This window comes from Hamadaea flava, assembly GCF_024172085.1.
Lineage (GTDB): Bacteria > Actinomycetota > Actinomycetes > Mycobacteriales > Micromonosporaceae > Hamadaea > Hamadaea flava.
Genome location: NZ_JAMZDZ010000001.1, coordinates 5,705,282 through 5,726,095, shown reverse-complemented (window position 1 = coordinate 5,726,095; position 20,814 = coordinate 5,705,282). Strand labels below are relative to the sequence as shown.

Genomic DNA, 20,814 nt, shown 5'->3' with positions numbered 1-20,814 from the left:
CAAGGCGCTGCGGACACGACACACCGGTCGATCACGACCACAAGTTCATGATCGCGCAGAGAAGGCACAGCGCGGAGAGGGAGGGTGTCTAGATGGACGTCAGGGCGGCGCGGGGGGCGCAGCGGACCGCGTTGGGGTGGGGCCAGGAGGCCGCCAAGCGGATGCTGATGAACAACCTCGACCCCGAGGTCGCGGAGAACCCGGCTGACCTGGTCGTCTATGGCGGCACCGGCAAGGCCGCGCGAGACTGGCCGAGCTTCCACGCCTTGGTGCGTACGCTCGACACGCTCAAGGACGACGAGACGATGCTCGTCCAGTCGGGCCGTCCCGTCGGCGTGTTCCGTACGCACGAGTGGGCGCCGCGCGTACTGCTAGCGAACTCGAACCTCGTCGGCGACTGGGCGACCTGGCCGGAGTTCCGCCGACTGGAGAAGCTCGGCCTGACCATGTACGGCCAGATGACCGCCGGTTCGTGGATCTACATCGGCACCCAGGGCATCCTCCAGGGCACCTACGAGACGTTCGCCGCCGTCGCCGAGAAGCGGTTCGGTGGGAGTCTCAGCGGCACGTTGACGCTGACCGCCGGGTGTGGCGGCATGGGCGGCGCACAGCCCCTCGCCGTGACGATGAACGGCGGTGTCTGCCTCATCGTCGACGTGGATGCTCGCCGTCTACGCCGACGTGTCGAAACCAGGTATCTCGACGAGGTCGCCGACGACCTGGACGACGCGATCGAGCGGGTCACGAAGGCCAAGCGCGAGCAGCGGGCGCTGAGCGTCGGCGTCGTCGGCAACGCCGCCACCGTCTTCCCCGAGCTGCTGCGCCGGGGCGTCGAGATCGACATCGTGACCGACCAGACCAGCGCGCACGACCCGCTGGCGTACCTGCCGGAGGGGATCGACCTCGCCGACGGGCCGGACTACGCGGCCAAGAAGCCGGAGGAGTTCACCGACCGGGCCCGTCAGAGCATGGCCAAGCACGTCGAGGCGATGGTCGGCTTCCAGGACGCCGGCGCCGAGGTGTTCGACTACGGCAACTCCATCCGCGGTGAGGCCCAGCTGGGCGGGTTCAAGAACGCCTTCGCCTTCCCCGGGTTCGTGCCGGCGTACATCCGGCCGCTGTTCTGCGAGGGCAAGGGCCCGTTCCGCTGGGCGGCGCTGTCCGGCGACCCGGCCGACATCGCCGCCACCGACCGGGCGGTGCTGGATCTGTTCCCGGAGAACGAGTCGCTGCGCCGCTGGATCACCATGGCCGGGGAACGAGTCGCGTTCCAGGGCCTGCCCGCCCGCATCTGCTGGCTCGGCTATGGCGAACGCGATCGGGCCGGCGTCCGGTTCAACGAGATGGTCGCCGACGGCACCCTCAAGGCGCCCGTCGTGATCGGCCGCGACCACCTGGACTGCGGCAGCGTCGCCTCGCCCTACCGGGAGACCGAGTCCATGCTGGACGGATCGGACGCGATCGCCGACTGGCCGCTGCTGAACGCGCTGGTCAACACGGCCAGCGGCGCGTCCTGGGTGAGCATTCACCACGGCGGCGGCGTCGGCATCGGCCGGTCCATCCACGCCGGGCAGGTCTGCGTCGCCGACGGCACCGCGCTGGCCGGGCAGAAGATCGAGCGGGTCCTGTCCAACGACCCGGGGATGGGCGTCATCCGGCACGTCGACGCCGGCTACGACCTGGCCGAGACGGTCGCCGAGGAGCGCGGCGTGCGCGTGCCGATGCGGGAGCAGTGATGGGTTTCCGGGACCTCTGGGACGAGATCGCGCCGATCGGGCGCGACCCCGACTCCTTGGGCTACCTGCGTTACGCCTTCACCCAACCAGAGGCTCATCTCCGCGCCTGGTTCAGAGAACAGGCCGCCCAACGTCACCTGATCCTGGAGGAAGACGGCAACGGAAACCTCTTCGCCTGGTGGGGGGCCGGTGACGACGCTGTCCTCACGGGAAGTCACTTCGACTCGGTGCCGCACGGTGGGGCGTACGACGGGCCGCTGGGGGTGGTCAGCGCGCTGCTCGCGGTCGACGAACTTCGGGCGCGCGGAGTCACCCCGGTCAAGCCCATCGCGATCGGCGTCTTCGCCGAGGAGGAGGGCTCTCGGTTCGGCCTGGCCTGCCTCGGTTCTCGGCTCCTCACCGGCGCGGTCGACGCCGAGGCCGCGGCCGCGCTACGGGACCGCGACGGGGTGACGCTCGCCGAGGCGATGGGCGCGACGCCGAAGGGCCACCGGCCCGACCTGCTGGCCCGATTCGGCTGCTTCGTCGAACTGCACGTCGAACAGGGACGCTCCCTTGTGGAATCCGAGCGCGCCGTCGGCGTCGCCAGCGCCATCTGGCCGCACGGACGCTGGCGGCTGGACTTCACGGGCGAGGCCAACCACGCCGGCACCACCCTCATGGCCGACCGGCACGACCCGATGCTGACGTTCGCGTACACCGTACTCGCGGCGAACAAGGAGGCCCGGCTGCGCGGCTGTCACGCCACGATCGGCCGGGTCGCCGTCGAACCCAACGCCACCAACGCGATCCCGGCCCGCGTCAGCGCCTGGCTGGACGCGCGGGCGGCCACGACGTCCGCCGTGGACGAACTCGTCGCGGCGGTCTCGGCCCGAGCGTCCGAACGGGCAGCCCGCGATGGTACGCGAGTGAGCCTGACCGCCGAATCGGTCAGCGGCGAGACGCAGTTCGACGTCGCGTTACGCGACCGGATCGCGGCCCTCCTGCAGGGCGCGCCGGTGTTGCCGACGGGCGCCGGGCACGACGCCGGGGTGCTCAGTGCGTACCTGCCGACGGCGATGCTGTTCGTCCGCAATCCCACCGGCGTCTCCCACTCCCCCGCCGAATTCGCCGCCGACGCCGACTGCGCGGCGGGCGTACGCGCGCTCGCGGATGTGCTGGAGGAGCTGTCATGCCGATGAGTCACTACCTCTGCGAGTACGCCTGGCTGCCCGACGGGATTCAGGCCGACGTCCTGATCGCGATCGAGAACGGCAAGATCGTCCGCGCCGAGCCGACCGGGTGGACGGAGGATCATGTCCCCAAATTGGCGGGCTTGACGATACCCGGATTCGCCAATGCCCATTCGCATGCGTTTCATCGGGCGCTGCGTGGGCGTACCCACATGGGTAAGGGCAGTTTCTGGACGTGGCGTGAGCAGATGTATCAGGTCGCGGACCGGCTGGACCCGGACAGCTACCACCGGCTGGCGCGCGCCGTGTACGCGGAGATGGCGCTCGCGGGCGTGACCTGCGTGGGCGAGTTCCACTATCTGCACCACCAGCCGGGCGGAAAGCCTTACGCGGACCCGAACGCCATGGGTGAGGCGCTCGTCGTCGCCGCCGCCGACGCGGGCGTCCGGATCACGCTGCTGGACACGCTGTACCTCCAGTCCTCGGTAGACGGCAAGCCGCTCGCCGGGCCGCAGTTGCGCTTCGGCGACGGCTCGCTCGACGCCTGGTGGGATCGGTTCGACGCGCTGGCCGCCCAGCCGCACTCGATGGTCGGTGCGGCCCTGCACTCGGTACGCGCGGTGCCCGCCACGGTGATGTCCGAGTTCACCGAGCTGACCAGCGGCCTGCCGGTGCATGCGCACGTCGCCGAGCAGGTGGACGAGGTGGCCGCCTGCCGGGCCGCCTACGGCTGTACGCCGACCGAGCTGCTCGACCGCCACGGCGTGCTGGAGGAGACCTTCACCTCCGTGCATGCGACCCACCTGACCAGGGGCGACATCGACCTGATGGCCGACACGTTCGCCTGCTTCTGCCCGACGACCGAACGGGATCTGGGCGACGGCATCGGCCCCGCCCGGGTCCTCGCCGACTCCGGCGTACGCCTGACCCTGGGCAGCGACTCGCATGCCGTCATCGACCTGCTCGAAGAGACCCGCGCCGTGGAGTTGCACGAACGCCTCTCCGCCCAGGCCCGGGGCCACTTCACCCAGGAGGAGCTGCTCAGCGCGGCGACCACGACCGGGCACGCCTCGCTGGGCTGGCCGTCCGCCGGGCGGCTGGCCGTCGGCGCACGAGCCGACCTGGTCACGATCAGCCTCGCCACCGTGCGTACAGCCGGGATCGATCCGGCTGGGGTGCTCATGGCGGCCGGCGCGGCCGACATCACCCACGTCGTCGCCGACGGCCGCGTGATCGTGGCCGACGGCCGGCACGTCTCGATCGACGTGGCCCGGGAACTTCAGGAGGCCGTGTGCGCTCTCTTCTGATCACCAACATCGGCGAGCTGACCACGCACTCCGACGAGGGCACCCGGACCGACGCCGCGATGATCGTGACCGACCGTGTCGAGTGGATCGGCCCGGCCACCAGCCCGCACGCCGCCGACGAGATCTTCGACGCGCAGGGTGCGGCCGTGCTGCCCGGCTTCGTGGACAGTCATGCGCACCTGGTCTTCGCCGGCGACCGGGCGGCCGAGTTCGCCGCGCGGATGGCGGGCGAGCCCTACACCGGCGGCGGCATCCGCACGACGATGGCCGCCACCCGCGCCGCGTCCGACGCGGACCTGCGATCGAACGTCGAGCGCCTGGTCGACGAGATGCGGCGGCAGGGCACCACCACCGTCGAGATCAAGAGCGGGTACGGGCTCAACGTGCCCGACGAAGCCCGGTCGCTGCGGCTCGCCTCGGAGTTCACCACCGAGACGACGTTCCTGGGCGCACACGTCGTCCCGCCGGACGTGCCGCGCGACTCCTACGTGGAACTGGTCACCGGCCCGATGCTGCGCGCCTGCGCGCCCCACGCGAAGTGGGTGGACGTCTTCTGCGAACGAGGCGCGTTCGACGTCGACGAGGCCCGGACCGTGCTCGCCGCCGGCATGGCCGAGGGACTGCTGCCGCGCATCCACGCCAATCAGCTCACCGAGGGCGACGGCGTACGCCTGGCGGTCGAACTGGGCGCGGCCAGCGCCGACCACTGCACACATCTCTCGGCGGGCGACGTGGCGGCCCTGGCCGGCTCGCAGACGGTCGCCACGCTGCTGCCGGGAGCGGAGTTCAGCACCCGATCGCCCTACCCGGACGCGCGGCGGCTGCTGGACGCCGGGGCCACGGTGGCCCTGGCGACCGACTGCAACCCGGGCTCCTCCTACACCTCGTCCATGCCGTTCTGCGTCGCCCTGGCCGTCCGCGACATGCGGATGACCCCGGCCGAGGCGATCTGGGCGGCGACCGCGGGCGGAGCCCGTGCGCTGCGCCGATCGGACGTCGGCCACCTCGGCATCGGCGCGTACGCAGACCTCATGGTGCTCGACGCGCCGAGTTCCGTGCATCTGGCCTACCGGCCGGGTGTGCCCCTCGTAAAAGAAGTACTGCACAAAGGAGTGTGGGTTCGATGATCGTCACTGTCGAACCGGACGGCGTCAGCGCCGCCGGCGTTCTGGCCGTCGCCCGGGGCACCGCCCAGGTCGTGGTCAGCCCGGCCGCCGTGGAGGCGATGGCGGCCAGCCGGTCCATCGTGGACGACATCGAGCGCGACGGCCGCCCGGTCTACGGCGTCTCGACGGGCTTCGGCGCGCTCGCCAACACCTTCATCGCCCCCGAACGCCGGGCTGAACTTCAGCACGCCCTCATCCGCTCGCACGCGGCCGGCATCGGTGCGCCCATGCCCCGGGAAGTCGTCCGCGCGATGATGCTGCTGCGGGTGCGGTCGCTGGCGCTCGGCCGGTCCGGCGTACGCCCACTGGTGGCCGACGCGCTGGTGAACCTCCTGAACCACGACATCACCCCGTGGGTGCCCGAACACGGGTCGCTGGGCGCCTCCGGCGATCTTGCCCCGCTGGCGCACTGCGCGCTCGTGCTGCTCGGCGAGGGCTGGGTGCTCGGCAAGGACGGTACGCGGATCACCGGAGCCGACGCGCTCCACGCCGCCGGGCTCGCCCCGATCGAGCTGTCCTCGAAGGAGGGCCTGGCCCTCATCAACGGCACCGACGGCATGCTGGGCATGCTGCTGATGGCCTGCGACGACCTCGGGCACCTGCTCACCATGGCCGACGTGACGGCCGCCCTGTCCATCGAGGCGATGCTCGGCACCGACCGGCCCTTCCACCCCTCGATCCACGAGATCCGGCCGCATCCCGGCCAGGGGATCAGCGCCGCCAACATCCACCGGCTCCTCCAGGGCTCCGAGATCATGGACTCGCACCGCGACGACCTGGTCCACGCGGTGCAGGACGCGTACTCGATGCGCTGCGCGCCGCAGGTCGCCGGGGCCGCCCGCGACACCTTGGAGTTCGCGCGCACGGTGGCCGCCCGGGAGCTGATCAGCGTGGCCGACAACCCCGTCGTCCTGCCGGACGGCCGGGTCGAGTCCACCGGCAACTTCCACGGCGCGCCGCTCGGTTTCGCCGCCGACTTCCTCGCCATCGCCGCCGCCGAGGTCGGCTCGATCTCCGAACGCCGAGTAGACCGGCTGCTCGACGTGACGCGGTCCCGCGAACTGCCCGCGTTCCTCACCCCGGACCCGGGCGTCAACTCGGGCCTGATGATCGCGCAGTACACCGCGGCCGGCATCGTCGCCGACAACCGCCGCCTCGCCGCCCCGGCCTCGGTCGACTCCATCCCCACCAGCGGAATGCAGGAAGACCACGTCTCGATGGGCTGGGCCGCCGCGAAGAAGCTGCGTACCGTGCTCGACAACCTCACGTCGCTGCTGGCCGTCGAACTGCTGGCCGCCTGCCGGGGATTGCAGCTGCGTACGCCGTTGACGCCGTCGCCCGCCGGCCGGGCCGCACTGGCCGCCGTCACCGCCTTCGCCGGCACTCCCGGGCCGGACGTGTTCCTCGCCCCGGTGCTCGAAGCCGCCCGCGCGACGATCTCGGGCCGCGTCCTGCTCGAAACCATCGAAGCCGACCTCGGCCCCCTCGCCTGACTCGTTCTCCCTGCGTGGAGATCTTTGTCCGGTTTTATCGGGCGGCGACCGCGATCGCGATCCTGGCCGCGGTCGTCGCCCAGTTCCAGCGCGCCGCCGACGCGGGGAACTTCTTCAGCTTCTTCACGATCCAGAGCAACCTCATCGGCGCGGCCGTCCTCCTCATCGGCGCGGCCCGGCCGGCCTGGAACAACCTGCGCTGGGACCTCGTACGCGGAGCGGCGACCAGCTACCTGTTCACCACAGGTGTGGTCTTCGCGCTGCTGCTGTCGGACCTGACCGCCCAACTGGGCACGACGCTGCCCTGGGTCAACACCGTCGTCCACCAGATCTCGCCGGTCGTGCTCTTCCTCGACTGGCTCATCCAACCGCCCCGGCACCAGATCCTGCTGCCGGACGCGTGGAGCTGGCTGGCGTACCCGATCGCCTGGCTCGGCTACACCCTGATCCGGGGCGGCATCGTGGGCTGGTATCCGTACCCGTTCGTCGATCCGCGCCCCGACGGGTGGGGCCACGTCGTCAAGGCCTGTTTCGCCATCGCGATCGGCATCATCGGATTCGTGTTCATCGTGGTCTGGGTCGGCAACTCGATACGCCGCCTCCACACCCGCCTCTCCCCCGACAGCAGCAGATCAGGGATCTAGGTCGAATCTTGGACCAAGATTCGACCCAGATCCCTGATCCAGCCGAAAACGGAGCGCCAGCGGGAACGGAGCGCGCGGGAACACAGCGTGCGGGGAAAGGGCGGTGCGGTGGGCGTACCCGTCAGGGCTTGAGCTGCTTGGCGATCACCGCGGCCAGCGCCCGGAATGCCTGGCCCCGGTGGCTGATCGCGTCCTTCTCCTCGGCCGTCAGTTCGGCGGTGGAGCGGGTGTGGCCCTCGGCCTGGAAGATCGGGTCGTAGCCGAAGCCGCCGAGACCACGGGGCGCGCGCAGCAGCCGGCCGCGCATCTGGCCGCTGACCAGGTGTTCTCGGTTGCCGTCACCGCCGGGCAGGACGAGGGCGGCCGCGCAGATGAAGGCCGCGCCGCGCTTGTCGTCGGCCACGTCGTGGGTCTGGTCCAGGACCAGTTCCAGGTTGGCGACGTCCTTGCCGTGTGGATAGTCGTTGCCGAACCGGCCCGACCAGCGCGCGCTGAACACGCCCGGCATGCCGCTGAGCGCGTCGACGGCGAGGCCGGAGTCGTCGGCCACCGTCGGCAGGCCGGTGTACTTGACCCCTTCGCGCGCCTTGAGCAGCGCGTTCTCGGCGAAGGTGAGCCCGGTCTCCGGAGCCTCCGGATATTCAGGGACGTCGTTGAGCCCGATCAGTTCGACGCCGACCAGCGCGGGCGACGTCGCGAGGATGCGCCGCAGCTCGTCGAGCTTCTTCAGGTTGCGGGTCGCGAGTAGCAGCCTCATCGGCGGACGTCCCCTCCGAACTTCGCCAGCAGGCTGGACGGCGATAGCGACGGCAGGCCCAACACCTCGCGCTGGAGGTCGGCCAGTTGCGAACAGCCGGCCACACCGAGGTCGAGCAGCTGGTTGAGCTGCTTACGGTCGAAGACGCCGTCTTCGCCGGTGCCCTGCACCTCGACGAAGTCGCCGGTCCCGGTGCAGACGATGTTCATGTCGACCTCGGCGCTGACGTCCTCGTCGTAGCAGAGGTCCAGCCGCGCCTCGCCCTTGATGACGCCGACGCTGACCGCCGCCACCGAGCGGTGCAACGTGGACTCGACGGTCTGCTTCTTCGCCAGCGCGCCCTTGTTCGCCAGCCAGGTCACCGCGTCGTGGAGGGCGACGTAGGAGCCCGTGATCGCGGCGGTACGCGTACCGCCGTCGGCTTGCAGCACGTCGCAGTCGATGACGATGGAGTTCTCGCCCAGCGCCTTGAGCTCGATGCAGGCCCGCAGACTTCGCCCGATCAGGCGGGAGATCTCGTGCGTACGCCCGCCGATCTTGCCCTTGACGCTCTCGCGGTCGGACCGGGTCGTCGTCGCGCGCGGGAGCATCGCGTACTCGCTGGTCACCCAGCCCAGGCCGGTGCCCTTGCGCCAGCGCGGCACGCCTTCGGTCACGCTCGCCGTGCAGAGCACCCGGGTGTTGCCGAACTCGACGAGAACCGAGCCCTCCGGGTGCATGCTCCAGCCGCGGGTCAACTTCACCGGACGGAGTTCGTCGGCGGCGCGGCCATCGGGTCGGGTCATGCCCGTAACCCTACAGTCGCGCCTTATCCGCCGAAGCGGCCCCCTTTGGACGCCGGACCGCGCGTCTTCAGCGTCCGGAACGAGACCTCGGAGCGCACGCCGTGCAAAGTCGGATCAGACGTCGAAGCGGGCGCCGGGCCGGGCGATCTCCACCGGACCCTGGAACGCCGCGACCGCCGCCTCCAGCGTCTCCGCCTCGCTCCCCCAGGCCGTCACCAGATGCGTCAGCAGCAGGCGGCCGACGCCGGCCTTGGTGGCCACTTCGCCGGCCTCCCGGCCGGTCAGATGCAGGCCCGGCGGGTTGTCCACGCCGTCGAGGTAGCTCGCCTCGCACAGGAACAGGTCGGCGCCCTGGGCCAGCCGCAGGACGGCGTCGCACACGGCGGTGTCCCCGGAGTACGCGAGCACCCGCCCGTTGTGCTCCAGGCGTACGCCGTAGGTCTCGATGGGGTGGTTCACGCGGTCCACCGTGACGGTGAACGGGCCGATCGGGAAGCTGCCCGATTGCAGGCTGTAGAAGGTGTAGACGTCGTCGAGCGGTCCCTCGTCGGCGCTGTACGCCCCCGCGAGCCGTTCCGGGGCACCGGCTGGGGCGTACACCGGCAACGGCGGGTACGGGCCGTCCGGAGCGTATCGACGGACCACGACGTACAGCGCGGCATCCATCATGTGGTCGCAGTGCAGGTGGCTGAGCACGATCGCATCGACCGCGTTCAGTCCGGCGTACCGCTGGAGGGAGGACAGGGAGCCCGAGCCGAAGTCGATGAGCAGCCGGAATCCGTCGGCCTCCACCAGGTACGCCGAACACGGAGACTCGGGGCCCGGGAAGCTGCCCGCACAGCCCAACACCGTCAGTCTCATCGAGCCGCTCCCGCGTGATTGGAGTCCGGTAGGGCCGCTGGGAAGTCGCCGAGGAAGCGCCGCGCGAGCCGCTGGAAGGGTTCGTCGTCACCGGTGACCCGCAGCTCGTGGCGCGGGGGCGGGGCGTCGTCAGGGCGCAGCATGTCGTTTTCGACCAGCACCCGATAGACGTCTTTGGCTGTCTCCTCGGCGCTGGACACCAGGGTCACCTGTTCGCCCATCACGAGGCTCAGCATGCCGGACAGGAGCGGATAGTGGGTGCAGCCCAGGACGAGGGTGTCGACGCCGGCCTGCTGAAGGGGTTCGAGGTACGCGCTGGCCAGGCCGAGCAGCGCCCGGCCGGAGGTGATCCCGCGTTCGACGAAGTCGACGAACTGCGGGCAGGCGGCCGCGGTGACGGTCACGTGCGGCGCGGCGGCGAAGGCGTCCTGATAGGCCCGGCTCGTGATGGTGGCCGAGGTGCCGATCACGCCGACGCGGCCGTTGCGGGTCGCTGCCACCGCCCGGCGGACGGCCGGACGGATCACCTCCACCACTGGAATGTCGTAGCGCTCCCGAACATCGGCCAGGCACGCGGACACGGCCGAGTTGCAGGCGATCACCAGCATCTTGACGTCGGCGGCGACCAGATCATCCAGGCATTCCAGGACATAACGCCGGATGTCGGCCAGCGGCTTCGGACCGTAGGGCACGTGCGCCGTGTCCCCCAGATAGAGCAGGCGCTCGTGTGGCAACTGGTCCAGGATCGCTCGGGCTACCGTCAGGCCACCGACTCCCGAGTCGAAGATCCCGATCGGTGTATCCGTCACGGCTCGGAGCCTACGCCGCGCGCGCCAGCCTTAAGTAAGGTCTGCTCGAACATGTCGCCAAGGTGACAGGCTGACCAGGCACGACTCAACATCCACGCGTTACGCATCACATCCGGCTCCGTTGTGCCAGACGTGGAGACGCGCATCGACACCCTTACCGAAACCCCCGCCCAGACCCAGGGTGAAAGCCCGGCCGCGAAGTTCGTCCGGGCCCGGGTCGGCTCGCTGACCGTGGTGCCCGCGGCAGCCGAGACGGTACGCCGAAACCCGATGCGCGCCTTGCGGCTACCGGAGCAGGACGACCCCGTGCCCGGGAGCACACGCATGCTCGGCCTGAGCGCCTGGGCGGCGCTGCTGGTCTTCGTCGGCATGGTGGTCGCGATCCGGGTCTTCGTCGCGATCGTCTTCGAGCCCGGACCGAGCTGGCTGGTGCCGACGGTGATGTCGGTCGGCATCGCCGGGACCGTCTGCGGCGGGCTCGCCTTCGCCACGGTGCACCACCGGTGGCTGCCGTGGGAGCTGCTCGGGGTGGCCTCGCTGCTCCTCGGCGGCAACCTCCTGCTGGTGATCACCCAGCTCTGACGCCGTCGGCGTTTTCCGCGCTGGATCAGGGTTCTGTGTCGAATCTTGGCTGACCGCACTCCTGGCGGCTCGCCCGAGAGGCTCCCCGGCAAGATTCGACCGGGAACCCTGATCCGGCGCCGAACTCAGGCCCAGAGCTGGCCTTCGAGCGCCTCTTCGGCGTCGGCCAGCGTCCCGGTGTACGCCCCGGTCGACAAGTACTTCCAGCCGCCGTCGGCGACGAGGAAGGCGACGTCGGCCTTCTGCCCCGCCTTCGCGGCCGCGTGTGCGACCGAGAGGGCGGCGTGGAACACCGCGCCCGTGGAGAATCCGACGAACAGACCCTCCACTTCGACCAGTTGACGCGTACGCAGCACCGCGTCTCGCGTACCGACGGAGAACCGGCGGGACAGGACGGTGGCGTCGTAGAGCTCGGGCACGTAACCCTCGTCGATGTTGCGCAGCCCGTAGACCAGTTCGCCGTAGCGCGGCTCGGCCGCGATGATCTGGATGTCGGGGTTCTTCTCGCGCAGGTAGCGCCCGGTGCCCATGAGGGTGCCGGTGGTGCCGAGGCCGGCGACGAAATGCGTGATGGTCGGCAGGTCGCGCAGCAGCTCGGGACCGGTGGTCTCGTAGTGCGCGCGGGCGTTGGCCTCATTGCCGTACTGGAAGAGCATGACCCAGTCGGGGTGCTCCTCGGCGATCTGCTTCGCCGTGGCGACGGCCTGGTTGGAGCCGCCCGCCGCCGGCGAGAAGATGATCTCCGCGCCGTACATGCGGAGCAGTTGGACGCGTTCGGTCGAGACGTTCTCCGGCATGACGCAGACCAGCCGGTAGCCGCGCAGCTTGGCGACCATGGCCAGGGCGATGCCGGTGTTGCCGCTGGTGGGCTCCAGAATCGTCGCCCCCGGGCGCAGCGTGCCGTCGGCCTCGGCCGCGCGCACCATGTACAGCGCGGCGCGGTCCTTCACGCTGCCGGTCGGGTTGCGGTCCTCCAGCTTGGCCCAGATGCGCACGTCGTCACTGGGCGACAGGCGGGGCAGGCCGACGAGCGGAGTGTCGCCGCAGAAGTCGAGGATCGAGTCGTACCGCACTTCCAGCCTCCTTCAGCACCGCACGCCGGTCCCGGGCCGAAGCCCGCGACCGGCGGCGGAGAGACGGGTCAGCGGCCCAGGTACGCCGCGGCGGCGAGCAGACCGAGCGCGCCACCGGCGACGGCCGGCAGGATCGTCACGGTGTCGCCGTCGCTGACCTTCGCATCCAGCGAGCCGAGGAAGCGGACGTCCTCGTCGTTGACGTAGATGTTGACGAACCGGTGCAGCGCGCCCTCGTCGGTGATCAGGCGGCCCTTGAGGCCGGCGTGCCGGGCGTCGAGGTCGGCGAGCAGCTCGGCGAGGGTGTCGCCGGCGCCTTCGACGGCCTTCTGGTTGCCGGTGTAGCTGCGCAGGATCGTGGGAATGCGAACTTCGATGGCCATGACTGTCAAGACTCCTTGGGAAGGGTTGCGAACGCGGGACGGGCGAGGAAGGCGGTCACTCAGCCGCGACACTCGTAGTCGACCGTCGTCGGAGTCTGGCCGAACATGTAGGACTGCACGGCGTGCTCGTCCACACCGCTCCCCACCAGCTTCACTGGTTCCTCAGTCACCACGCCGTCCAGGATACGGAAGGAGCGGACCTCGGTCACCTCTGGCTCACGTGTCGAGACGAGCAGGTAGTGCGCCCCCGGTTCACCGGCGAGCGACACGTCCGTCCGGGACGGGTACGCCTCGGTCGCGGTGTGCGAGTGGTAGATGACCACCGGCTCCTCGTCGAGGTCGTCCATCTCCCGCCAGACCCGCAACTGCTCCATCGGGTCGAACCGGTAGAACGTCTGCGAGCGCTCCACGTTCTCCATGGCCAGGTGCCGGGTCGGCGTGTCCGAGCCGATCGGGCCGGTGACCACGCCGCAGGCCTCGTCCGGGTGGTCCCGGCGAGCGTGGGCGACGATCGCGTCGAGGATCGCCTTGTCGATGGTCAGCACACCGCCAAGCGTATCCGGCGACGGCCTCCGGATGGACCGTGAGCTACCTCATGATCGCGTCGAGCAGCGACTCCTGGAGATACCCCAGGTACGCGTACACGGAGAGCTGGAAGGCCCGAGCCGACTGCACGTCGCGCTCGATCTCCTCGGTCAGCTCCTCGTCGAGGTCGGTCTCGTCGGTGATCCCGAGGCGGACGCCCATCGCGAGGCGTACGTCGTTGATGGCGCGCAGCCATGCCTCGGACGCCTCGGAGTCCAGCCGCACCTCGGCACCGGACGGCTCCAGCTCTTCCTCGCCGGGCAGGGCCGCCAGCACCGCACCGGCCTGGTCGATCTTGCTCGTCTTGAGGTCGCCCTCGGTGAACCGGCGGAAATCGGCGGCCTCCTCCGGATCCTCCGGATAGACCGTCGGGAACAGGCGTACGACCACGGGGTCGGAGTGATCGAAACCCTCGGTCAGCAGGCCGACGACCTCGGACGCGACCCTGCGCAGGACGCGCACCTCATCGAGCGAGAGCGTGGCGACGCATTCCTCGCCATCCCGGCGGAACAGACTCACCGCTTGTCAACCGTCGCCCAGAGACCGTAGCTGTGCAGCCGGGCGGCGTCGTACTCCATGCGCTCGCGCGCGCCACTGGACACGATGGCCCTGCCCTTCGTGTGCACATCCATCATCAGCGTCTCCGCCGTCTCGCGGGAGAACCCGAAGAGCTTCTGAAAGACAAACACGACATATGTCATGAGATTGACAGGATCGTCGTGGACGATCGTGACCCACGGCCGGGATGACTCCGGCTCTTCGGCAGTCTCCGGCCGCTCCACCGGCAGGATCTGGGGCGTGGTCATGACCCCCATCCTGCCACGGGATCGCGGAATCTCACCGTCCCGGCGGCGACCGGGTGTGTGCCCGTACGCTGTGAGCGTGCGTGGATCACCCGGGCTCCTCACCGACCAGTACGAACTCACCATGGTCAGCGCCGCGCTGCGGGACGGGACGGCCGAACGGCCGTGCGTCTTCGAGGCATTCGGCCGCCGGCTGCCCAACGGCCGCCGCTACGGCGTGGTCGCCGGGACCGGCCGGCTGATGGAACTGATCGCCCGGTTCACGTTCGATCCGGACGAGATCGCCTACCTGGTCGACCGGGGCATCGTCGACCGGGCCACCGGCGACTGGCTCGCCGACTACAAGTTCACCGGCGACATCGACGGGTACGCCGAAGGCGAGCTGTTCTTCCCGGGTTCGCCGATCCTGACCGTCAGCGGCACCTTCGCCGAATGCGTCGTGCTGGAGACGCTGATCCTGAGCGTGCTCAACCACGACAGCGCGATCGCGGCCGCCGCCGCCCGGATGGTGACCGCCGCCCGCGGTCGCCCGATCATCGAGATGGGCTCTCGGCGTACGCACGAAGAGGCGGCCGTGGCGTCCGCACGGGCGGCGTACCTGGCGGGGTTCGCGTCGACCTCGAATCTCGCCGCCGGCCTGCGGTACGGCGTGCCGACGGCGGGCACGGCCGCGCACGCGTTCACGCTGCTCCACGACGACGAGACGACCGCCTTCGCGTCCCAGGTCGCCGCGCTGGGCACCGAGACGACGCTGCTGGTCGACACCTATGACATCGCGCAGGGCATCCGCAACGCGGTCGCGGTGGCCGGCCCGACGCTGCGGGCGATCCGCATCGACTCCGGCGACCTGTCGGTGCTGGCTCACCAGTCCCGGCAACTGCTGGACGAGCTGGGCGCACCCGATGTGAAGATCATCGTCAGCGGCGACCTCGACGAGTACGCCATCGCCGCCCTCGCGGCCGAGCCGGTCGACGCGTACGGCGCGGGCACGGCCGTCGTCGTCGGCTCCGGCGCGCCCACCGCCGGGCTGGTCTACAAGCTGGTCGAGGTGGCCGGTCGCCCGGTCGTGAAGCGGTCGGAGAACAAGGCGACCGTCGGCGGCCGCAAAACCGTCGTACGCCGCCACAAGCCGACCGGCACGGCGACCGAGGAGATCGTCTGCTCGCAGGGCGCTCCCGAGGCCCAGCCGAACGATCGGCTCCTCCAGCGGGCGTACGTCGTGGGCGGCAAGATCGCCGAGTCGCCGACCCTGGACGAGTCGCGCGAGCACCTGCGGCAGAACCTCGTCTCGATCCCCTGGGAGGGGCTGAAGCTGTCGGCCGGCGACCCGGCCATCCCGGTCACCTTCGTAACTGCCTGAACGGCCGAAAGAGCCGCAGGACCCGCCATGATCAGGGTCATTTCCACGTCGCCATGGCGAGCCATGGCGACACGGAAGTGACCATGATCATGAGACGGCGACTCCAGCCTGCGACAGATCCGCGAGTGCGGTCTCGCGCGAGGAAGAAGCGACGGCAGCGGTAAGCCCCAGCAGCACGGTCGTGTCGAAGCCTTCCCGCACCGCGTCCAACGCCGTCGCGCGTACGCAGTAGTCGGTGGCGATGCCGACGACGTCCACTTCTGTCACGTTCCGCATCCGTAGCCAGGCGGCGAGCCCGATGCCGTTGGCGACCCCCTCGAAGCCCGAGTACGCCGCCGCCTCCTGGCCTTTCAGGAAGACGGCCTCGACCTTCTCCGTCTCCAGCTCGGGGTGGAACTCGGCGCCGAACGTCCCGGCCACGCAGTGCGCCGGCCACTCCTCGAAGTGGGCGCCCGGGTCGACGTGGTAGTCCTTCGTCGCCACGACGTGGTCGTAGTCGTTCGGTCCGGCCAGCGTCGCGGAGATGTCGCGGGCGACCTGCTCGCCGCCGGTGACGGCCAGCGAACCGCCTTCGCAGAAGTCGTTCTGCACGTCCACGATGATCAGCGCACGGCTCATCACCCAATGATCGCACTATCAGGCGCGCAGCAGCGGACGTGTCAGGCAGGTCGGGCCGCCGTCGCCCTTGGCCAGCTCGCTCGCGTCGGCCTCGTGCACCTCGACGCCCCGTGCACGCAGGGCTGCCGTGGTCCGCGGGTTACCCGCGAAGATCACCACGACGCCCGGCCGGACGGCGAGGATGTTGCAGCCCAGCGTCTCGTACTCCGCGTCGTCCACCTCGACGGTCGCGATCCCCCGCTCGGCCAGCAGCTGGAGCAGCGGCACCGGCATGATCTTCGGATACACCACGGCCAGGTCGTCGGCGATCGGTGAGATGCCCGACATCAGGTGCAACACGTGCGCCGGCCCGCGGTCGTGCGGCAGGTCGACGGACACCAGCTCCTGCCCCTCGGCCGCCAGCCACGCGCGCAGCTGATCGTGGGCCCGCTGGTTCGTGCGATAGCCCCGCGCCGCGACGACCAGGTCACGGGCGACCCAGCACACGTCGCCGCCGTCCATCACGGAGTCTTCGGCCAGCTTTCCCACCACTGGTACGCCCAACGCCGCGACCAGTTCCGCGCCTTCGTTCCGGCGTACCGGTTTGGCCGAACGGAACTCGACGACGCCGGAGCCGATGACGAACGCCGGATCGTAGGCGAACACCGCGTCGACCTGCTCGGGCGCCGCAGGCAACAGATCCACCCGCACACCCAGGTCGGTGAGCAGCTGGGCGAACCCGTCGTGCTGGCGGACGAGGAGGTCGGGGTCGGGGATCCGCCAGCCCGCCCCGGCGAAGTCGCCGGTCGTGGCGGGCCGTCGCAGCGCAGCCCGGCGCAGGTCGGAGACGGAGGAGCGGACACCGAAATCAGCCATGACCCGGATGGTATTCGGCTTGCGGTCTTGTCACACTCGCCGGGCATGATAGGAGCGCTATGAGCCTCACACCTTACCGCCACGTCCTCGCCCTGCCCGGCGTACGCCCGATCCTGCTGCTCGGGCTGATCGCCCGTATCCCGATGACGGCGATCGGCATCTCGTTCACCCTGCACACCGTGCTGACCCTGCACCACAGTTACGGTGCGGCCGGTCTGGTGACGACGGTCTACACGATCGCGGCCGCCGTCTCGTCCCCGCTGATGGGCCGGATGCTCGACCGCGGCGGCGTACGCCGAGTGATGGCCATCACCGGTGGGGCGCAGCTGGTCATCTGGTTGTTCGCCCCGACCCTCGGATACGCCGGGCTCCTGGTGGCGGCGGCCTTCGCCGGGCTCTTCGCCATCCCGATCTTCGGCCTGGTCCGGCAGTCGATCTCCGCGCTCGTCCCGGACGACCAGCGGCGACCGGCGTTCGCCCTGGACTCGATGGGCGTGGAACTGTCCTTCATGGTCGGTCCGGCGGTGGCGGTGGCCGGAGCGACCGCGCTGTCCTCCACGCTCACCATGTACGTCCTCGGTGCGGCGATGGTGCTGGCGGCCGTCGGGGTCTACTGGCTCAACCCGCCGATGCGGTCCGAAGCCGAAGAGGCGGCCGCGGAACAGGTCAGGATCCCGCGGCGGCAGTGGTTGCGGGGGCCGGTGCTCGCTGTGCTCGCCACCGCGACCGGCATGACCGTCATCCTCAGTGGCACCGACATGGCCGTCGTCGGCATCCTCCGTGAAGCCGACGCGACCTCGTCCACCGGGCTCGTGATCGCCCTGTGGTGCGCGTACTCGCTGCTCGGCGCGCTGATCTACGGCGCACTGCACCGGCCGTTCTCGCCGCTGGCGCTGGTGGCCGTCATGGGTCTGCTCACCATCCCGATCGGACTCTCGCCCAACTGGCTGTGGCTGTGCGTTCTGCTCATCCCGGCCGGGCTGCTCTGCGCGCCGTCGATCACGGCGGGCAACGAGGCGATCACCCGGCTCGTCCCCGCGACCTCCCGGGGCGAGGCGATGGGCCTCCAGGGCTCGGCGATGACGGCCGGGGTCAGCCTGGGCGCGCCGTTCGCGGGGTTCGTCGTGGACTTCGCGGGGCCGGGCTGGGCCTTCGCCGCCGTGGGTGCGGCCGGCATCCTCGTCGTGCTGGCGAGCCTGCCGCTCTACCGCCGTCCGACGCCCGCTCTGGAGCCGCTGGCGACCCCGGACACCGCCGGAGAGCCGGTCACCGTGTCGCAGGTCACTGAGCCCGTCACGGAGCCCGCCTCCGCGTACAGCTCCTGACCGGGTTCAGCGCCACCGGGTTTAGCGCCTGAGCAGGGCGGGTAGAGCGCCATGGGGGCACAACAAGCGCCGCGCACCCTCCCAAGTGCGCGGCGCTTTGCCGACCGGACTCGGAAAGGTCTCCCGGCCTGAGTCCGTACCCGTCGGATCAGGGATGTGGGCCGCAACTCGGCGCATGAATTCGACCCACATCCCTGATCCGGCCCCGCTAAGCCCCAGCCGGGAACGCCCCCCAGAACGCGAAGAGCCCCGCCGAAGCGGGGCTCGTGCGTGAAGCGTGAAGCAGGTCACTCCTCGGGCTGCAACGCCTTCGGCGTCGTGACCGTCGTGTTGAGCGCCAGGTGCGGGAACTTCGCGTCGAAGGCGGGCCGCTCCGAGCGGATGCGCGGCATCGTGTCGAAGTTGCGCAGCGGCGGCGGGGACGAGGTCGCCCACTCCAGCGAGTTGCCGTGGCCCCACGGGTCGTTCACCGTCACCCGCTCACCGGCCCGGTAGGACTTCCACACGTTGTAGAGGAACGGCAGCGTGGAGATGCCCAGCACGTACGCGCCGATGGTGGAGATCGTGTTCAGCGTGGTGAACCCGTCCGACGGCAGGTAGTCGGCGTATCGGCGGGGGAAGCCCTCCGCGCCAAGCCAGTGCTGCACGAGGAACGTGCCGTGGAAGCCGATCGTCGTCAGCCAGAAGTGCAGCTTGCCCAACCGCTCGTCGAGCATCCGGCCGAACATCTTCGGGAACCAGAAGTAGATCCCGGCGTAGACGGCGAAGACGATCGTGCCGAACAGCACGTAGTGGAAGTGCGCGACGACGAAGTACGAGTCGGACACCTGGAAGTCCAGCGGCGGGCTCGCCAGCAGCACACCCGACAGACCACCGAAGAGGAAGGTCACGAGGAAGCCGATGGCGAACAGCATCGGTGACTCGAAGGTGACCTGGCCTCGCCACATCGACCCGATCCAGTTGAAGAACTTCATACCGGTCGGCACCGCGATCATGAAGCTCAGGAACGAGAAGAACGGCAGCAGGACCTGGCCGGTGACGAACATGTGGTGCGCCCACACGCTCATCGACAGCGCCGCGATGGACAGCGTCGCCAGCACCATGCCCTTGTAGCCGAACAGCGGCTTGCGGCTGAACACCGGGATGACCTCGCTGATGATGCCGAAGAACGGCAGCGCGACGATGTACACCTCGGGGTGGCCGAAGAACCAGAACAGGTGCTGCCAGAGCATCGGGCCGTTGGTGGAGGCGTCGAACACGTGCGCCCCGAGCCGGCGGTCGGCCAGCAGTGCGAACAGCGCGGCGGCCAGCAGCGGGAAGACCATCAGCACCAGCAGCGAGGTCACCAGGATGTTCCAGGTGAAGATCGAGAGCCGGAACATCGTCATGCCGGGCGCGCGCAGGGTCAGGATCGTGGTGACCATGTTCACGGCGCCGAGGATCGTGCCCAGACCGGAGATCGCCAGACCGACGATCCACATGTCACCGCCCGGGCCGGGCGAGTTGATGGCGTCGTTCAGCGGGGCGTACGCGAACCAGCCGAAGTCGGCGGCGCCGCCCGGCGTGATGAAGCCCGCCACGGCCAGCGTTCCGCCGAACAGATACAGCCAGTACGCGAACGCGTTCAGCCGCGGGAAGCTGACGTCCGGCGCGCCGATCTGAATCGGGACGATGAAGTTCGCGAACGCGAAGACGATCGGCGTCGCGAAGAACAGCAGCATGATCGTGCCGTGCATGGTGAACAGCTGGTTGAACTGCTCCGGGGAGAGGAACTGCAGCCCCGGGCGGGCCAACTCGGTCCGCATGAGCAGGGCCATCAGGCCACCGATCATGAAGAAGGCGAAGGCCGTGATCAGGTACATGATCCCGATCTGCTTCGCGTCGGTCGTTCGGATGATCCGTGCGATCGCCGAGCCCTTGACGTTCGGTCGGACCGGCCACTGCCTGGTCTCGATCGGCTTCGGTGCGACGGTTGTCACGAGCGGCCTCCTGTGCTGTTCACCAGCTGGTGTTGTTCGGGCGTCCCACCATCCGCGAGGGTGAGCGGATCATCGGCGGGGCGTACCACGGACGCAGAATAGTCCCCCACGCGTCACCAGGACGCGTGGGGTGCCTTGGACGCGCCGGTCCCGCACCTGTGAGCAGGTGCGGGGAACGCATCACCGAATAACGTTCGTATTGAATGTGCCCAGCTCAAACGCGATGCCGAACTTGATGGCACCGGCTGCCAGGGCGCCGAGGATCAGCAGGACCAGGCCCCAGGCGATGAGGTGGTCGGCGTCGGGCAGCGACCGGACGGCCTTGAAGACCCGCCGGACGAAGCCGAAGCCGCTGGCCTCCGGCGCGGCCGCCGAAGTGACCGTCGTGTCGGCGCCGAAGGTGCTGGTGGGCCGCAGCTGGCCCCGGGCGTGCAGGAAGATCAGGGTCGCGCCGGCGAGCACGAGCACGGCGCCGAGCAGCGCCATGGTGAAACCGATCCAATCCGCCATCGAGTTCATCG

The 20,814-nt window shown here is 69.8% G+C and carries 22 protein-coding genes; 9 read left to right on the top strand and 13 right to left on the bottom strand.

The features are described from left to right. Positions 1-92: 92 nt before the first annotated feature. From hutU to HDA40_RS26885, 6 genes are read left to right on the top strand one after another with little or no spacing between them, the layout of a single operon-like run. On the top strand, positions 93-1,736 hold the full coding sequence (gene hutU, locus HDA40_RS26910; RefSeq protein WP_253760562.1) for a urocanate hydratase: 1,644 nt from the start codon (positions 93-95) through the stop codon (positions 1,734-1,736). After that, positions 1,736-2,917 (top strand): allantoate amidohydrolase, encoded by a 1,182-nt coding sequence (locus HDA40_RS26905; protein WP_253760560.1) that lies wholly within the window; start codon positions 1,736-1,738, stop codon positions 2,915-2,917. The genes hutU and HDA40_RS26905 overlap by 1 nt, the downstream gene beginning before the upstream one ends. Then, the gene (locus HDA40_RS26900; protein ID WP_253763833.1) at positions 2,914-4,215 is read left to right on the top strand and encodes a formimidoylglutamate deiminase; all 1,302 of its coding nucleotides are present in this window, start codon (positions 2,914-2,916) and stop codon (positions 4,213-4,215) included. The genes HDA40_RS26905 and HDA40_RS26900 overlap by 4 nt, the downstream gene beginning before the upstream one ends. Next, positions 4,200-5,342, top strand: a complete 1,143-nt coding sequence (gene hutI / locus HDA40_RS26895; RefSeq protein ID WP_253760559.1) for an imidazolonepropionase — start codon at positions 4,200-4,202, stop codon at positions 5,340-5,342. Before HDA40_RS26900 ends, hutI begins: the two co-directional genes overlap by 16 nt. Next, the gene (hutH, locus tag HDA40_RS26890) at positions 5,339-6,874 is read left to right on the top strand and encodes a histidine ammonia-lyase (RefSeq protein ID WP_253760557.1); all 1,536 of its coding nucleotides are present in this window, start codon (positions 5,339-5,341) and stop codon (positions 6,872-6,874) included. Before hutI ends, hutH begins: the two co-directional genes overlap by 4 nt. Positions 6,875-6,888: 14 nt before the next feature. After that, positions 6,889-7,518, top strand: a complete 630-nt coding sequence (locus HDA40_RS26885) for a Pr6Pr family membrane protein (protein WP_253760555.1) — start codon at positions 6,889-6,891, stop codon at positions 7,516-7,518. 121 nt (positions 7,519-7,639) lie between these two features. Here HDA40_RS26885 and rdgB read toward each other — a convergent pair whose 3' ends face one another. From rdgB to murI, 4 genes are all read right to left on the bottom strand, one after another. Then, positions 7,640-8,275: an RdgB/HAM1 family non-canonical purine NTP pyrophosphatase gene (gene rdgB / locus HDA40_RS26880; RefSeq protein ID WP_253760554.1), complete on the bottom strand. Its 636-nt coding sequence runs from the start codon at positions 8,273-8,275 to the stop codon at positions 7,640-7,642. Next, positions 8,272-9,060 (bottom strand): ribonuclease PH, encoded by a 789-nt coding sequence (gene rph, locus HDA40_RS26875; RefSeq protein WP_253760553.1) that lies wholly within the window; start codon positions 9,058-9,060, stop codon positions 8,272-8,274. The genes rdgB and rph overlap by 4 nt, the downstream gene beginning before the upstream one ends. Before the next feature lie 114 nt (positions 9,061-9,174). Beyond that, on the bottom strand, positions 9,175-9,921 hold the full coding sequence (locus HDA40_RS26870; RefSeq protein WP_253760551.1) for an MBL fold metallo-hydrolase: 747 nt from the start codon (positions 9,919-9,921) through the stop codon (positions 9,175-9,177). Continuing rightward, on the bottom strand, positions 9,918-10,730 hold the full coding sequence (gene murI / locus HDA40_RS26865) for a glutamate racemase (RefSeq protein ID WP_253760549.1): 813 nt from the start codon (positions 10,728-10,730) through the stop codon (positions 9,918-9,920). Before murI ends, HDA40_RS26870 begins: the two co-directional genes overlap by 4 nt. 132 nt (positions 10,731-10,862) lie before the next feature. Here murI and HDA40_RS26860 point away from each other — a divergent pair, with 132 nt between their 5' ends. Then, positions 10,863-11,312, top strand: a complete 450-nt coding sequence (locus tag HDA40_RS26860; RefSeq protein ID WP_253760547.1) for a hypothetical protein — start codon at positions 10,863-10,865, stop codon at positions 11,310-11,312. Positions 11,313-11,437: 125 nt separating this feature from the next. Here HDA40_RS26860 and HDA40_RS26855 read toward each other — a convergent pair whose 3' ends face one another. The 5 genes from HDA40_RS26855 to clpS all read right to left on the bottom strand — a co-directional run bounded on the left by HDA40_RS26855 (position 11,438) and on the right by clpS (position 14,159). Then, complete coding sequence (locus tag HDA40_RS26855; protein ID WP_275979414.1) at positions 11,438-12,391, bottom strand: PLP-dependent cysteine synthase family protein; 954 nt, start codon at positions 12,389-12,391, stop codon at positions 11,438-11,440. A gap of 62 nt (positions 12,392-12,453) precedes the next feature. Continuing rightward, positions 12,454-12,768, bottom strand: a complete 315-nt coding sequence (locus tag HDA40_RS26850) for a MoaD family protein (protein WP_253760544.1) — start codon at positions 12,766-12,768, stop codon at positions 12,454-12,456. Between the two features lie 59 nt (positions 12,769-12,827). Then, positions 12,828-13,313, bottom strand: a complete 486-nt coding sequence (locus tag HDA40_RS26845) for a M67 family metallopeptidase (protein WP_253760542.1) — start codon at positions 13,311-13,313, stop codon at positions 12,828-12,830. A gap of 43 nt (positions 13,314-13,356) precedes the next feature. Then, positions 13,357-13,872, bottom strand: coding sequence for a DUF2017 domain-containing protein (locus HDA40_RS26840; RefSeq protein ID WP_253760540.1), 516 nt, complete (start codon positions 13,870-13,872; stop codon positions 13,357-13,359). Further along, on the bottom strand, positions 13,869-14,159 hold the full coding sequence (gene clpS, locus HDA40_RS26835; RefSeq protein WP_253760538.1) for an ATP-dependent Clp protease adapter ClpS: 291 nt from the start codon (positions 14,157-14,159) through the stop codon (positions 13,869-13,871). The genes HDA40_RS26840 and clpS overlap by 4 nt, the downstream gene beginning before the upstream one ends. Positions 14,160-14,229: 70 nt before the next feature. Between clpS and HDA40_RS26830 the strand changes: the two genes are divergently transcribed. After that, entirely contained in the window at positions 14,230-15,516 is a 1,287-nt protein-coding gene (locus tag HDA40_RS26830) for a nicotinate phosphoribosyltransferase (protein WP_253760536.1), read from the top strand. An 87-nt stretch (positions 15,517-15,603) separates the two neighbouring features. Here the strand turns inward: HDA40_RS26830 and HDA40_RS26825 are convergent, their stop codons facing one another. Together HDA40_RS26825 and HDA40_RS26820 are read right to left on the bottom strand one after the other, a co-directional pair. Next, on the bottom strand, positions 15,604-16,134 hold the full coding sequence (locus tag HDA40_RS26825; protein WP_253760534.1) for an isochorismatase family protein: 531 nt from the start codon (positions 16,132-16,134) through the stop codon (positions 15,604-15,606). Positions 16,135-16,152: 18 nt separating this feature from the next. After that, positions 16,153-16,989: a dimethylarginine dimethylaminohydrolase family protein gene (locus tag HDA40_RS26820; protein ID WP_253760532.1), complete on the bottom strand. Its 837-nt coding sequence runs from the start codon at positions 16,987-16,989 to the stop codon at positions 16,153-16,155. 59 nt (positions 16,990-17,048) lie between these two features. Here HDA40_RS26820 and HDA40_RS26815 point away from each other — a divergent pair, with 59 nt between their 5' ends. Beyond that, complete coding sequence (locus HDA40_RS26815) at positions 17,049-18,314, top strand: MFS transporter (protein WP_253760530.1); 1,266 nt, start codon at positions 17,049-17,051, stop codon at positions 18,312-18,314. Between the two features lie 287 nt (positions 18,315-18,601). On the opposite strand, the gene ctaD is transcribed toward HDA40_RS26815, so the two are convergent. Both ctaD and HDA40_RS26805 read right to left on the bottom strand, forming a co-directional pair. Then, complete coding sequence (gene ctaD / locus HDA40_RS26810; RefSeq protein WP_308197770.1) at positions 18,602-20,293, bottom strand: aa3-type cytochrome oxidase subunit I; 1,692 nt, start codon at positions 20,291-20,293, stop codon at positions 18,602-18,604. A gap of 180 nt (positions 20,294-20,473) precedes the next feature. Beyond that, a complete protein-coding gene (locus tag HDA40_RS26805; protein ID WP_253760528.1) occupies positions 20,474-20,803 on the bottom strand; it encodes a hypothetical protein in 330 nt (109 codons plus the stop codon). Positions 20,804-20,814: the final 11 nt, after the last annotated feature.